Annotated in this window: 15 protein-coding genes; 6 read left to right on the top strand and 9 right to left on the bottom strand. The window is 67.5% G+C overall.

The annotated features are described in order from the left end of the window. A partial coding sequence (locus tag B1964_RS20960) for an alpha/beta hydrolase (protein WP_253194105.1) occupies window positions 1–617 on the bottom strand: 617 nt, incomplete at its 3' end. 100 nt (window positions 618–717) lie between these two features. On the opposite strand from B1964_RS20960, the gene B1964_RS20955 reads away from it, so the two are divergent. The 3 genes from B1964_RS20955 (at window position 718) to B1964_RS20945 (ending at window position 3,729) form a co-directional block, all read left to right on the top strand. Next, window positions 718–1,650, top strand: a complete 933-nt coding sequence (locus B1964_RS20955; protein ID WP_079931147.1) for an oxidoreductase — start codon at window positions 718–720, stop codon at window positions 1,648–1,650. Between the two features lie 61 nt (window positions 1,651–1,711). Then, entirely contained in the window at window positions 1,712–2,605 is an 894-nt protein-coding gene (locus tag B1964_RS20950; RefSeq protein WP_079931146.1) for a DUF1295 domain-containing protein, read from the top strand. After that, window positions 2,602–3,729, top strand: a complete 1,128-nt coding sequence (locus B1964_RS20945; RefSeq protein ID WP_079931145.1) for an FAD-dependent oxidoreductase — start codon at window positions 2,602–2,604, stop codon at window positions 3,727–3,729. Before B1964_RS20950 ends, B1964_RS20945 begins: the two co-directional genes overlap by 4 nt. A gap of 261 nt (window positions 3,730–3,990) precedes the next feature. Here B1964_RS20945 and B1964_RS20940 read toward each other — a convergent pair whose 3' ends face one another. Next, window positions 3,991–5,070, bottom strand: a complete 1,080-nt coding sequence (locus tag B1964_RS20940; RefSeq protein ID WP_079931144.1) for a dihydrodipicolinate reductase — start codon at window positions 5,068–5,070, stop codon at window positions 3,991–3,993. 35 nt (window positions 5,071–5,105) lie between these two features. Further along, window positions 5,106–6,176: a Rieske 2Fe-2S domain-containing protein gene (locus tag B1964_RS20935; protein ID WP_079931148.1), complete on the bottom strand. Its 1,071-nt coding sequence runs from the start codon at window positions 6,174–6,176 to the stop codon at window positions 5,106–5,108. 130 nt (window positions 6,177–6,306) lie between these two features. On the opposite strand from B1964_RS20935, the gene B1964_RS20930 reads away from it, so the two are divergent. After that, on the top strand, window positions 6,307–6,939 hold the full coding sequence (locus tag B1964_RS20930) for a TetR/AcrR family transcriptional regulator (RefSeq protein ID WP_079931143.1): 633 nt from the start codon (window positions 6,307–6,309) through the stop codon (window positions 6,937–6,939). A gap of 5 nt (window positions 6,940–6,944) precedes the next feature. Here the strand turns inward: B1964_RS20930 and trxA are convergent, their stop codons facing one another. Genes trxA through B1964_RS20910 form a run of 4 tightly spaced genes read right to left on the bottom strand, consistent with a single transcriptional unit; the run spans window position 6,945 to window position 10,477 of the window. Beyond that, window positions 6,945–7,322, bottom strand: a complete 378-nt coding sequence (gene trxA / locus B1964_RS20925; RefSeq protein ID WP_079931142.1) for a thioredoxin — start codon at window positions 7,320–7,322, stop codon at window positions 6,945–6,947. 46 nt (window positions 7,323–7,368) lie between these two features. After that, a complete protein-coding gene (locus B1964_RS20920) occupies window positions 7,369–8,976 on the bottom strand; it encodes an FAD-dependent oxidoreductase (protein ID WP_079931141.1) in 1,608 nt (535 codons plus the stop codon). Continuing rightward, on the bottom strand, window positions 8,973–9,815 hold the full coding sequence (locus tag B1964_RS20915; RefSeq protein ID WP_079931140.1) for an aminoglycoside phosphotransferase family protein: 843 nt from the start codon (window positions 9,813–9,815) through the stop codon (window positions 8,973–8,975). The genes B1964_RS20920 and B1964_RS20915 overlap by 4 nt, the downstream gene beginning before the upstream one ends. Further along, the gene (locus B1964_RS20910) at window positions 9,812–10,477 is read right to left on the bottom strand and encodes a class II aldolase/adducin family protein (protein WP_079931139.1); all 666 of its coding nucleotides are present in this window, start codon (window positions 10,475–10,477) and stop codon (window positions 9,812–9,814) included. Before B1964_RS20910 ends, B1964_RS20915 begins: the two co-directional genes overlap by 4 nt. 80 nt (window positions 10,478–10,557) lie before the next feature. Between B1964_RS20910 and B1964_RS20905 the strand changes: the two genes are divergently transcribed. Further along, window positions 10,558–11,211, top strand: a complete 654-nt coding sequence (locus tag B1964_RS20905) for a helix-turn-helix domain-containing protein (RefSeq protein WP_006369976.1) — start codon at window positions 10,558–10,560, stop codon at window positions 11,209–11,211. A gap of 40 nt (window positions 11,212–11,251) precedes the next feature. Here the strand turns inward: B1964_RS20905 and B1964_RS20900 are convergent, their stop codons facing one another. Then, window positions 11,252–11,887 (bottom strand): TetR family transcriptional regulator, encoded by a 636-nt coding sequence (locus B1964_RS20900; RefSeq protein ID WP_006369975.1) that lies wholly within the window; start codon window positions 11,885–11,887, stop codon window positions 11,252–11,254. After that, the gene (locus B1964_RS20895) at window positions 11,887–13,116 is read right to left on the bottom strand and encodes an MFS transporter (protein ID WP_079931138.1); all 1,230 of its coding nucleotides are present in this window, start codon (window positions 13,114–13,116) and stop codon (window positions 11,887–11,889) included. The genes B1964_RS20900 and B1964_RS20895 overlap by 1 nt, the downstream gene beginning before the upstream one ends. A gap of 227 nt (window positions 13,117–13,343) precedes the next feature. Between B1964_RS20895 and B1964_RS20890 the strand changes: the two genes are divergently transcribed. Then, on the top strand, window positions 13,344–13,556 hold a 213-nt coding region (locus tag B1964_RS20890), incomplete at its 3' end, for an SDR family NAD(P)-dependent oxidoreductase (protein ID WP_139765817.1).

Here is a 13,556-nt window from a genome sequence, read left to right as displayed (position 1 = left end):
GGCCCGGCGATCGACATCGCCACCGCGGGCCGATATCTCACCGGTACACCGAGAGCGTCGACGCTGCGGTAATCGCGGGTGGCGGTCCACACCGCGAGCTGGGCGCCTGCAGAGTGACCGACCACCACGGATCGTCGTGTATCGATGATCGGGTAGTCCCGGGCCACGGCCGGGATGTCATTGACGGCGGCGGCGACGTCGGAGAATGTGGTCGGCCAGCCACCGCCGCTGCCCACACGCCGGTACTCGACGTTGAGTACCGCCACTCCGCGGTCGGCGACGCTGGCGGCGAAGACGTTGAAGCTGCCTGCGCCGATGGTCTTGCCCCATCCACCACCGTGGATCAGGATCACCAGCGGTATCCGGCTCAGGTGTTGATGGTCGGGGAGATACAGGTCCATCCAGTTCTGAGTCGGATCGGGGTGGGGCACCGGGTAGTCGATGCGCTGAATCCGGAGTCCGGCGGGTGCCACGGGCACCGGGGGTTGCGCCGCGTCATGGGTGCCCGCGCAGGCCGCGAGCCCGAGCACGACGCACAGAGCCACGACCGCGTACGCGAGTGCCGACCGCACTCGCGCGACACGCGACGGCGACGGGGGTACGCGCTCGGTGGGCACCTCCACATTCTGTCGCCATCGCGTCGGCACCGCCCATCCGACACCGACATTTCCGCTGTGTGATACCCAAAGGGCACAAAACAGGTCAGGAGGGGCAACGATGAGCGGTAAAGGTTGGGGTCTGGCGGACGCCCCCTCGCAACACGGGCGGGTGGCGGTGGTGACCGGCGCCAACTCCGGGATCGGGTTGGAAACCGCACGTCAGCTCGCCGGATTGGGTGCGCGAGTGGTGTTGGCCTGCCGCAACCCGCGCTCCGCCGCCGAGGCTCGTGACACCATCGCGGCAAGCGTGCCCGACGCCGACCTCGACATCGCTCGCCTGGACCTCAGTGATCTTGCGTCGGTACGGGAATGTGCGGAGAAGCTCTGTGCCGAGTACCCGGTCATCGACCTCGTGGTCGACAATGCGGGCCTGATGCGCCAGCGTCGCGAACTCACCGTGGACGGCTTCGAGATGGACTTCGGCACCAACTTCCTCGGCCACTACGCATTCAACGGTTTGCTGCTCGGCGCGGTGACCGCCGCCGAGGCCGGGCGCTTCGTGACGGTCGGTTCCAAGGTGTATCGCGCAGGCCTCATCGACTTCGACGACCTGACCATGGACCGCGGGTTCACCGCCGCGCGTGCATATTCCCGCGCCAAGTTCGCGCAGCTGGTGTACGCGGTCGAATTGCAGCGGCGACTCACCCACGCCGGGCAGCGCGCGTTGTCGGTGGCCGCGCATCCCGGTGCCACACAGTCCGGTGTCATGCGCGATCAGAACGCACTCCTGCAGTGGCTGTTCACCACACCGTCACTGCGCTGGCTGCGGCGCACCTTCATCATGGAGCCCTCCGGTGGGGCGCTCATCACCGTGCGTGCCGCCACCGATCCGGCGGTGCTCGGCGGTCAGTACTACGGCCCGCGTGGCGCCATGGGTTTCAGCGGTCCGCCGGTCCAGATCCCGTTGGCCGAGAAGGCCACCGACCCCGTGCTGGGTCGGCAGCTGTGGGAGTGCGCGGAGAAGCTCACCGGGGTGCATGTCGATCTGTAGGGGAATCGGGCGATGGCGATTTCACCCGTACACGTGACCGTCGACCCGTACGATCAGACCGATGACTCGATCAGCCGGCTTCCTGCGTATCGGAATCGCCTACACCATCGCCATCGTGGTCGGTCTGGTCTGGCTCTTGTGGGGTCCGCACCTGTCGATGCCATGGCTGAACGCATTGATCGCCGACGTCCTCGCGACGCTGGTGGTCTTCATCTTCAGTCGGGCACAACACAATTCGAGCTTCTACGACGCATATTGGAGCGTGATCCCGCCATTGCTGGTGGTGTGGTGGTGGGTCGAGGGCGACGCGGGAATCGCGGCGGTGCACTGCTGGCTGCTCACCGCGCTGGTCGTGGCATGGTCGGTCCGCCTGACGGTCAACTGGGCCAGGGGGTTTCCCGGGCTCCATCATGAAGACTGGCGGTACCCGATGTTGCGCGATCAGGCCGGACGTGCCGAGGTCGTCGTCGATCTCACCGCGATTCATCTGATCCCGACGCTGCAGGTGTTTCTCGCGCTGATGCCCGCATACATCGCGGTACGCCAACCGGATACCGAGGTGCCGTGGCTGACCGCGGTCGCGCTGGTGGTCGGGGTGGCCGCACTTGGTCTCGAGACCGTCGCCGATCGTCAACTGCATGCGTTCGTTGCGACGGCCCCGGCCGGAGCGGTCATGGATCGCGGGGTGTGGTCGTGGTCGCGACACCCGAACTACTTCGGCGAGTTCGGATTCTGGTTGTCGCTGGCGTTGTTCGGGGTGGCGGCAGCTCCTTCCGACGCGTGGTGGATGTTCGCCGGCGCGGTGGTGATGCTGGCGATGTTCCTCGGCGCCAGCATTCCGATGATGGAACGGCGCAGCCTCGACCGGCGCCCCGACTATGCGAGAGTGATCGGCCGGGTGTCGAAGTTCGTGCCCTGGCCACCACGACCGACCGTGCAGACCGATCCGGCGTGAGCAGACCACGGGTGGTGATCGCCGGGCTCGGCGACACCGGCACCCTCACTGCGATCCACCTCGCACGTCGCGCCGACGTCGTCGGGATCACCGTCGCACCGGGTCTGATCAGCGGGCAGGAACTCGGCATGCGGTTGACCCGTCCCGAGGCGTGGGCACACGAATATGCGTTGCCCTACCGGCGATATCGCGCGCTCGACGCCGCGACGATCGTGCACGGACGCATCACGTCACTGGACCCCGACGTGCGGCGACTCACCGTCGCCCGGCCCGACGGCACGACCCTCGACGAGTCGTATGATGCCCTGGTCATCGCGACCGGCGTCACCAACGGGTTCTGGCGGACCACCCGGTTCCGCGACGAGAAGCAGGTGTCCGCGGAATTGGCCGACCATCATCGGCAGGTCCGCCAGGCGCGTTCGGTGATCGTCGTCGGCGGCGGGGCGTCGGCGGTCAGTGCGGCCGCCAACATTGCCGCCCACAGCCCGGATACCAAGGTGGACTTGTATTTTCCCGGTCCATCGCCGTTGCGGACGCATCATCCGCGCACCTGGCGCACCGTCGGTGAACGTCTCGAACGCGCTGGTGTTCGACTGCACCCCGACCATCGCGCCGTCCTCGACGACGTCGACACGACCCGACTCGACGCAGGCACCGTGCACTGGTCCACCGGCCAGCCCCCGGCGCAGGCCGACCTCGTGGTGTGGGCGGTCGGCCGCACCGCCCCCAACACCGACGGACTGCCGACTGCGCTGCTCGACGACGACGGCTTCGTGCAGGTGACGCCGACCCTGCAGAACCCGTTGTATCCGAACATCTTCGCTGTCGGCGACGTCGCCGCCACCGATCCGCTGAGGTCGTCGGCACGCAATCGCGCCGACCGGCTGGTCGCCCACAACGTCCGTGCCCACCTACGGGGCGGCCGGCTGCGGACCTATCGGCCGCCACCCCGACAGTGGGGGTCGGTTCTCGGCCCGCAGAGCGACGGTCTGCAGGTGTTCGCGCCGAACGGCCGCGCGTTCCGGTTCCCCGCGTGGGCGGTCGAGAGGGTGCTCTGGCCGGTCATCGTGCGGCGTGGGATCTACCACGGTGTACGTCCGGAACGGGAAGGCCCCGATTGGTGACGACACGATCGCGTCCCTACCGTTACAGTCCGGGGTTCAACTGTCAGGTTTGTTCTGTATTCTGTGGTCCTGTCTCACGTGAAAGGGGGAGCCATCATGATCGACAACATCTTGTGGAACGCGATCCAATCCAACGACACCGTGCTCGCTGTGCTGCAGTACATCTTCAGCGGCGTCAAGTAGAACATCACGCGACATGCCCCGATCCTCGGTGAGGATCGGGGCATGTCGCTTGTCTGACGATGCCTGCGCGCGAGGCTCTCACCAGGCGAAGCGTCCGGCGAACGCACGCAGAGGCAGGTCGGCGCTGGTGACGATACCGGGCGGCGCGGCAACGACCGCGCGGATCGCATGCAGCGCGGGCATTCCGGTGACCGTCATCCCGATCGACGCGAAATTCTGCGGATCGGAGAGATCGACGCCGGGCCGCGGGAAGATCATGTGCTTGTTGTAGACACAGGGATCGCCCTGGATCTGAGTCAGGTAGCAGCCCTTGATGTCCCACGAGGGATCGGTGTGCGGCGTCATCTGCCACTCGAGGTGGGACTCCACACGCGGGACCCCGCCGACCATGCCCTGATACCGGATGTAGCTGCCGCCCAACGATCCCTTCGGTAGCTGATACCAGCCGAGATCGACGTCCTTGGTGCAGGCGCCGAGCTCATAGCCGAACGTGACCTCGTCGAGTGGGAGGTCGAAGGCGTCGGCCATCAGATACACCGAGTCGGCGAAGACCGCGGTGTATTTGTACAACATGTCCGGCAGACGCGGATCATCCACGGGCAGGCCGTAACCCACTTCTCGCCAGGTCTGCGCGGAGTGATGGCAGGACACGTCGACCGACTCGGTGACGGTGATGTTCTCGATGTCGGCGACGTCGGCGGAATTGACGATGCCGAGGATCTGACAAAGCCCCGGATTCATCCCGGTCCCGTAGAAGGTTGCCCCGCCACGTGCGCAGGCATCGGCGATCACCTCGCTGACGCGTCGCCCCGATGGATGCGGGTGGTTGGTGTCGCGGTGGTAGCCGGTGATCCAGTCGGCGGTGGTCACGACGTCGATCCCCGCTTCGAGGACCGCCACGTAGAGGTCTTCGTCGGGGAAGACACCGTGAAAGGTCACCACGTCCGGGCGCGCGGCGATGATCTCCGCGACGGACCCGGTGGCGCGCACTCCGATCGGTTCCATCCCGACGATCTCACCGGCGTCGCGGCCGATCTTGTCCTCGGTGTAGCAGTGCAGCCCGACGAGCTCGAGATCCGGGTGGCGCTGGATGCGGCCGATGGTCTCGGTGCCCAGATTGCCGGTGGCGACCTGGAATACGCGGATGGGAAGGCTCATCGGGATTACCTCTCGCCGTGGTGTGGTGTCGGGGATCAGGCGTTGGTCACGTGCGCGGACGGATGCAACGGAACGATGGCCCCACTGTGCGGCATGCGTGGGTCGGTTCCCAGATCCTCGCCGTCGGGGTAGAACTGCTCAGCCCAGCGTCGAAGGGCGGTGAACCCGGCGAACTCCTTGCGGGACAACGCCGGTGGGTCAGAGTAGCGCTGGTGCGACCAGATCTCGACGTCGGCGGCGAACTGCTCGATGACCAGGTCGGCCATCGTCTGCCCGTAGGGGGTCATCCCGGTGGCGTTCTCCTCGCCGGGTTTGCGGCCGATCCACACGGTGAACCGGACGTCGCAGGTGTGCTCGTCGACCGGGGTGACCGCGGGCATCGTCCGGTTCTCGATCATGCCCCAGGACCTCGTCACCGAGCAGCCGAGCCCGGCGTTGATGGAATAGACTCCGCTGCCGGCATTCTCGAGGGTCTTACCCTCCTCGAACGCGATGGTGAAGTCGACATAGGACACCGGGCCGTCGAAGTCGTGCCGGGTGAACTCCGGCATGAACGGTGTCTTGTGCACGAAGAGGAAATGCGCGAAATCGACGCCGTTCTCCAGCACGTACTGCGGGTGCAGCTCGAGCCCGCGCCAACAGCGGATCGCCGCCGGCACCGGCGGATAGTAGCGGCGCGCGGCGTCGGCGTGGTCCCCGAACGCGGTGAAGATGTCGGGCACCTCGAAATACGGTGCGCGACCGTGCTTGTCGTACCAGATCCAGATCGACTCGTTGCGCTCGACGACCGGGTGACTACGGATACGGCGGCCCTTGTTCGGGCGCGCCTCGTACGGGATGCACACGTTGCGCCCTTCGCTGTTCCACTGCCAGCCGTGAAACGGGCACTCGAGGTTCTCGCCCTCGACATGTCCGCCGTATCCGAGGTGGGCGCCGAGATGTTCGCAGTAGGCGTCGAAGACCGAGACCCGGCCCGACGCCGACCGCCACGCGACCATCTCCTGGCCGAAATAGGTCATCCGGACAACCGCGCCGACCTCGATCTCCGCCGACCACGCGACCTGGAACCAGCCGGTCGGTTCCATCGACAACGGAGTCTTGGCCACCTCGGGTCCTTCCGGCAGTTCGCCTCGCCCGCGGGCTGTCGCGAGCGATGTTCCCACCAGAAAAGTAGAACCCTCTCCGAAAAAATACAAAAGGGTTCTACGAAAAGACTCGCGCAGTAGGCTCCAGGTCATGACAGAGGCTGCGGTGCGTCGCCCCAACAAGCGGGGACAGGCCACACGCGACGCGATGCTCGACGCCGCGGTGGCGTCGTTGGCCACCGGTGATCCGGGATCGGTCTCGGGCAACCGCATCGCCAAGGACATCGGGGCGACCTGGGGAGCGGTCAAATACCAGTTCGGCGACATCGACGGGCTCTGGGCGGCGGTGTTGCGCCGTACCGCGGAGCGCCGGGGCACCCTACCGGTGCGCGCCTTCGACCACCACACCTCGCTGCGCGAGCGTGTTCACGCCATCGTCGACCTGATGTACGAGGGACTCACCGCGCCGGACTCGCGCGCGATCGAGACCCTGCGCGCCGCTCTGCCGCGCGAGTCCGCAGAACTCGAACGCCTCTACCCGCAGACCGCCACCGAACTGCGCTCGTGGGCGCCGCAGTGGAACACCGCCTGCCAGAACGCATTCGGCGATCTCACGATCGACCCACAGCGTGTGACGGCGGTGGCCGCCTTCTTACCCGGCGCAATGCGGGGGGTGGTCTCGGAGAAACAACTCGGCAGCTACAGCGACCTCGACGTCGCGCGTCGCGGACTCGCCGACGCCATCGTCGCCTACCTCGAGCCGGGTGGGTCCCCGACCGCTTGATGGGGTCAGGACGAGGTCTGATCCGACTCCGACTTCGCGATCTCGGCGCGGACCTCGTCCATGTCGAGGCCCTCCACGGCGTCGATGAGTTGCTCGAACTGCGCTGCGGGTAGCGCGCCGGGCTGATTGAAGACGAGGACGCCGTCGCGGAAGGCCATCAGCGTGGGGATCGAACGGATACCCAGGCTCCCGGCGAGCTGCTGCTGCGCCTCGGTGTCGATCTTGCCGAAGGTGATGTCGGGGTGGGCTTGGGCGGCCTTGTCGAAGACCGGCGCGAATTGGCGGCAGGGCCCGCACCAGCCGGCCCAGAAATCGAGGAGCACGATGCCGTCCTGTTCGACGGTGGCTCCGAAGTTCTCGAGAGTGATCTCGTGTGTACTCATATACCTGTCAAGGCCGACCCACCAGGGCCTATTCCCGACGACCCGGTCAATCCACCGGGACGCCCAGGCCGGCGCGCGCATCGGTGATCTCACGGGTGATTCGCGCCGCGTCCCATCCGAGCTCGGCGCCGGCGATCTGTGCCATCTCGGTGAGGTCGTCGTCGGCGGGCCGACCCACGGTCCCGATGCCGGTGCGTCGCAGCAGCAGATCGAGCAGGGTGCGTGGCGATTCGTGTCGCGCGGAGTGGGCCACGGCCGCGAGGGGGATGCCGTCGTGGGTGACCGTGCGCGCCAGGTCCGGGCGCTCGATGGCCGTCGCCAGCACGTCGTCGGCGTCGCTGCCAAAGATCTGCTCGACGATCGCGACCGTCCGTGCATCGAGCCCGCCGGCCTGCCGGACGTGCTCGCCGGTGGGTAGGCAGCCCGCGAGAAGTGTTGACACGCTGGAACTCCGGCGTACCGACAGTCCCTCACGCTCGCTCAGCGTGGTGACCGCCTTCTGTGCGAAGGCCCGCGAATTGGTGTACTTGCCGCCCGTCGCGGTGACGATGCCGGCGAGTCCGTCCCTGCGGTGGTCGACGAGTTCCGAAGCGCGACTGGCGTTGTAGGTGTCCTCGCCGTTCTGCTCGGTCAGTGGTCGCAAGCCGCCGTAGGCCGCGACGACGTCGTCGAGATCGAGCCGGACCGGGACCATCGATGCGGAGTTGATCGCGTCGAGGAAGGTCTCGATCGACGCGCGCGTCAGTCGCCAGTCCTCGACCGCGCCCCGGTACGGGGTCTCGGTCGGCCCGATCAGTGAGAGCCCACGCCACGGCGCGAAACTGAAATGTCCGTGCCCGGAAACGGTGAGCACCATCGTCGTCGACAGTTCACGGGTGACGAGATAGATGCCTTCGGACCGGACCGTCGGCGGTGGTCCGGCGAGGGTTTCGGTGAGCGGACTGGCCGCCAGCACGTCGCGCGCCCACGGCCCGGTCGCGTTGACGGTGACGCGGGCGCGCACCTCACCGACCTCCCCGGTCAGCCGATCGCAGATGTGCGCCCCGACCACACGTCCACCGCCACCGATGATCGTCTGCACCGCAACACCATTGGCGACAAGGGCCCCGTGCTCGGCGGCACTGCGCAGGAAGGCCAGGGTGAGGCGTTCGGGGAAGGCCATCATCGCGTCGTGGAACAGGGCGCCGGAATGCAGGTCGGCCAGGCCGCGCGCGGCGAGCTCGTCGTGATCGAGAATGCGATGGCGCGGAATGTGTTTGGTGGGATCGCCGATCCGGTTGCGGTCGGCCGAGAGGAGGTCGTAGGTAGTCAGTCCGAGGCGTTCGACGATGCCGGGATCGGGCAGCACCATCGGGATCGGTGAGACCAGGTTCGGGGCGATCGACATCAGGGTCCGCCGCTCCGCCAGGGATTCGCGCACCAGCCGGATATCGAACTGCTTGAGGTATCGCAGTCCGCCGTGGATCAGTTTGCCCGTCGCCGCCGACGTCGCACCGCCGAAATCGGACCGTTCGACGAGCGCGACGTCGAGTCCGCGGCTCGCCGCTTCATAGGCGATCGCCGCACCGGTGATGCCGCCACCGATGACCAGAACATCGACCGTCGTCGTGCGACCGCCGAAGTCGTTGCGCCGCAACCGAGGTGCGGGACTCATCGGCCGGTCCCGGAAGGATCGGTCCCGCCGAGGTCGGCCCGGATGCGGGCGAGTAGGTCGGTACGTTCGCTCTCGACGTTGAGCCAACCCAGGCGCAGGATGCGGGCCGTGGTCATCCACGGCGCGATCCGCTCGGCTCCGATCCCGGTGCGGCGTCGGTATTCGGCGAGGTAGAACCGCAACATCACCCGCCGAACCGATTGGTAGACAACGCGTTGCAGCGCCGAGATACCGGGGAACAATTCGGCTTCGGTGAACAGCAAGGACGTCGCGGCGACGTCGGCGGCGGGGTCGCCGAGCGCTGCCGACTGCCAGTCGATCGTGGCCAGTCCGCCGTCGTGTTCGAACACGTTGAGCGGATGGAAGTCCAGGTGCAGCACCGAATCACCACTCGGCAGTGCGCGGATTCGACGGCGCAGCACGTCGCGTTCGGGGTCGTCGAGGTCGGACAACGGAGCGGTGTCGAGCAGCGAGACGGCCACCTCCCGCACATCGGGGAAGACGTCGCTGCGGGCGGCGTGGATGCGGGCGTGCTCGGCGGCGAGCATCCGGGCCACCGCCGGGATGCGGTAGGGGCGTCGTTCGGCGACGGTGGTGAGGGCCACCCCGTGGAGACGATCGAAGACGATTCCGACCCGCCCGTCGTCGAGCGCAGCGGTGCCGTGACAGCGAATCGGGGTGATGCCCAACGTATTCGCCTCGATCGAATCGCGGACCTCGGTGGCGATGGCGGCGTCGTCGAGGGCCCCGGTGAACACCTTGACGACCCGGTCGGGACCCCACTCGAAGATGTCGGCGGTGCGACCGGTGGCCAGTTGACGCCCGGGTGTTGCGGTCATCCGATCTCCTTCGTGCCGCCGTATCCGATGCGCAGCGCATGCTCGATGACGCCGTGCTGCTGGGACTCGTTCAGAGTACGGGGCGCACCGATGGCATGTGCGCGCCAATAGATCTCACACAACCACTCGAGGAGCAGCGCGTTGTCGGCGGCGGCGGCGAGATCGTTGCCGAGAGCCACCGCACCATGATTGGCCATCAGTGCCGCGAGGCGTCCGCTCAGCGCCGAGTGCACCGCCGTGGCGAGCTCGGGGGTGCCGAAGGTCTCGAACGGCGCGACACGCAGCGATCCGCCCAGGGAGAGCTGTTGATAGTGGATCACCGGCAACTCGGTGCACACGATGGACAGCGCCGTCGCGAATCGGGAGTGGGTGTGCACCCCCCCGGACAGGCCCGCGAACTGCGGCTGCCGGTACACCCCGAGATGCAGATCCACCTCGGAACTCGGCGACAGATGACCGTCGAGTACCGCGCCGTCGAGGTCGACGACGGTGACCTCGTCGGCGTCTGCGGAGGTGAGATCGATCCCGGATGCGGTGATGGCCACCACCCCGTCGACCCGGGCACTGACGTTGCCCGCGGTACCGATGAAGAGCCCGCGTTCGCCGAGGTGGCGGGACATTGCGGCGACGCGTTCGCGCAGAACGGTGGTGTCGACTGTCACGCACAACAGCGTGAGTGGACGGAAAACCAAAGTCAAGTTTGGTTGTGTGTCGCTCGACGTTCGGCGGATATGGTGGGCCGGTGTATTCCGCTCCAGACGAGCCGGCTCCGGCCGCTCCGCCGACAGACGATCTTTCGTCGGTACCCCTGAAGCGCACGCCCACCCAGTCGCGATCACGCGAGAAGGTCAGCAAGGCCCTCGCGGCCGCCGACCGGATCGCGGTGCGCGAGGGTGTCGACGCGCTGACCCTGACCAGGGTGGCCGAGGAGGCGGGGCTCTCGGTCGGCGCCCTGCATCAGTATCTGCCCGACCGTGACGCGATCGCCGCCGCCCTCGTCGCCCGCTACCACGAGCGCATCGAGAACCTGATGGACGACGTCATCGATCGCATCGAGGTCGAGGAGATCGCCGACCCGGTCGCCGAGGTGATCGGTCACATCGCGGGGATCTACACCGACGAACGCAGCGTGCAGATCGTGCGGTCCATCGCGCGGCTGCCCGGTGGACCCAGCCGTGCGCACAAGGCACGGATGGCGGTCAAGGTGTGTGAGCTGATGCAGGCGTGTGGACTGACCGGATGCGATATGACGGTGGCGCGCACCGTGTTCGCCGCGGCCGACGCGGTGATGCACGAGGCGTTCAGTGCGGTGGGTGAGGACGGTGCGACCACCCCGGACACGGCGTTGCTGGCCGAGTTGGAGGACATGATCCGGGCGTACCTGGATCAGCGCTGACCCGGAGGGTCTTGATCAGCGCTGACCCGGAGGGTCTTGATCAGCGCTGACCCGGAGGATCGGAATCGCCGACCACCTCGAGCGCCGACAGCCCGACGAGGAGCGCGCGGAGACCGAGGAGTAGGCCCTCGACGTCGGTGCTGTCGGGATCGGCGATGCGATGCAGCGAGAATCCGTCGATCATCGCGAGCATGGCGTCGGCGGCCAGCGGGTTCTCGACACCTGCGGCATTCAGCGCTCGGCGGGCGATCTCGCGGGTGGCCTCGATGATCGTGACGACCCGTTCGCGCAGCTCCGGCTTGCGCGAGGCGTAGAGGTAGATTTCGAACTGGGCGACGGTGTGCGGGTCGTGTTCGCTGCGGATGAAGTCGACGAAGCTGCCGATCAACCGGCCCGCCGACGCGGGACCGTCACCGAACGCGCCCTCGAGTGCGCCGAGCCGGGCGACCTCGCGGTCCATCGCCTCGGTCACCGCTTCGGCCATGAGCTCGTCGATCGATTCGAAGAAGTAGCTCGTCGACGAGGCCGGTAACCCGGCCGCGGCGGCCACCGCCCGGTGGGTGACGGCGGCGAGCCCCTGTTCGGCCATGATCTCGATGGTCGCGTCGAGCAGCTTCTGCCGACGCTGACGGCTGCGTCCGCGGACGCCCCGCTCGGTGGTCTGGTGGCTGGTCATCACACCGCGCTCGGGGCCGGACGCCAGCGCGTCGAGTCGATGCGTCGCGCCAGTGGGATGACCGCGACGAGACCGGCCGCGGGGATCAGGAACCCGAGACCGATCCCGGAGCCCGATGCGATGGCGCCGATGATCACCGCGCCCAGGATGACGCCCGCGTAGTTGAAGAGGTTCACCCGTGCGATGACCTCGTCCCGGCGTGCGGGCAGGATGCGTCCGGCCGCGGCGAAGGTCACGGGGATCAGGATGCCGCCGCCGATGCCGGCGATGGCCAGGCCCACGATCGCCCCGGCGAAGGCCGGGACGGCGGCGATCACCACACAGCCGGCGACGCCGATGCCGATCGCTGCCAGGGCCAGACAGGTGATGCCCACCCGTATTTCCAGGCGGTCGGTCACCAGGCGCGACAGCAGGGTGGTGACCTGATAGAGCGCATACCCCAGCGGGGCGAGGTGGGCGAGGTTGTCGAAGGCGTTGGTGAGGTAGACGGTGCTCCACGTCGACACCGCGGAGTCGAGCATGTAGATCGCCATCAGCGTGGCACCGACGAGCCAGATCGCGCGGCGCGGCAACGCAATTCGCTCCGCATCCGGCGCGGGTGACTGCTCGGTATCACGCTGGGCGTGGACCGCCTCCCGGGACGGATCGAGGCCGACGACGCCGAACACCGCAACCGCGAGTTGGATCGCGCCGGCGGTCAGCAGCGCTCCGATCGCGCCCGCCGCGGTGGACAGGAAAGCGCTCATGGCCAGCGCACCGAGGGCGGCCGCTGCGGTATAGGCGGCATAGAAGCGTCCGAGATGGGGTGTGGCCGTGCGGGCTTCGAGCATGGTGCCCTGCATGTTCGCGGCGGCGTCCATGGTGCCCAGGCCGATGCCGTAGACCACCACCGCCGCGATGAACGCGGCGAACACGGGCGCGAAGGCCATCGTCGCAATCGCCGCCACCTGCACCGTCAGGGCGGTGCAGACCGCGACCCGGCTGCCCCGGCGTACCGAGATCAGGTCGGCGGCCACCGAGCCGATTCCGGCCATGACGCACGTGCCGAGCAGGATCACCGCGACGCCCTGGTCGTCGATTCCCCAGGTGTCCTGGAAGGTCGGCAACGCCGTCATGACCGCGGCGTAACCGAGTCCCTGTGCGGCGTATCCGCAGGCCACCGCGGTCTTGCGGACCCGCAGCGAGGGCAGTCCCTCGACAATGTCCGGTCCTGTCGGCGTGATCTGCATGCCTGGTCCCCCTGTCGGTGTGCGGGTCAATTATCACCGGCGCCGTGGCGTGGTGGACGCCGAAACCTTGCCGGACTCCAGAGTCTGGACTAATGTCCCGGTTACTCCCATTAAGAGTGCGGGAAGTCGACGCCGCAAGTGGGCCGTTTCAGTGTTTACGTCGATGAAACTCGAGAATTCTGCGGCAGCGTCGCCAGCCGAACGAGTCATTTGTCCAGAAATTGGGGATGTGTGTGACTGCACGCTGTCTCCGGGAAGCGGGAGCTGTGAGCGCAGATGCGCCGACGGCGCTGGTCACCGGCGCCAGCTCGGGTATTGGCAAGGGCTTTGCCGAACGGTTCGCCAGGAACGGCCACGACGTCGTGCTCGTCGCGCGTCGGGTCGAGCGACTGCGCGCCCTCGCCGAGAGTCTCGAGCGTCGATTCGGGGTGTCGGCGGGC

The organism is Gordonia sp. i37 (assembly GCF_002043085.1).
Lineage (GTDB): Bacteria > Actinomycetota > Actinomycetes > Mycobacteriales > Mycobacteriaceae > Gordonia > Gordonia polyisoprenivorans.
The sequence above is the reverse complement of the archived record's forward strand: the minus strand, read 5'-3'. Positions and strand labels throughout refer to the sequence as shown.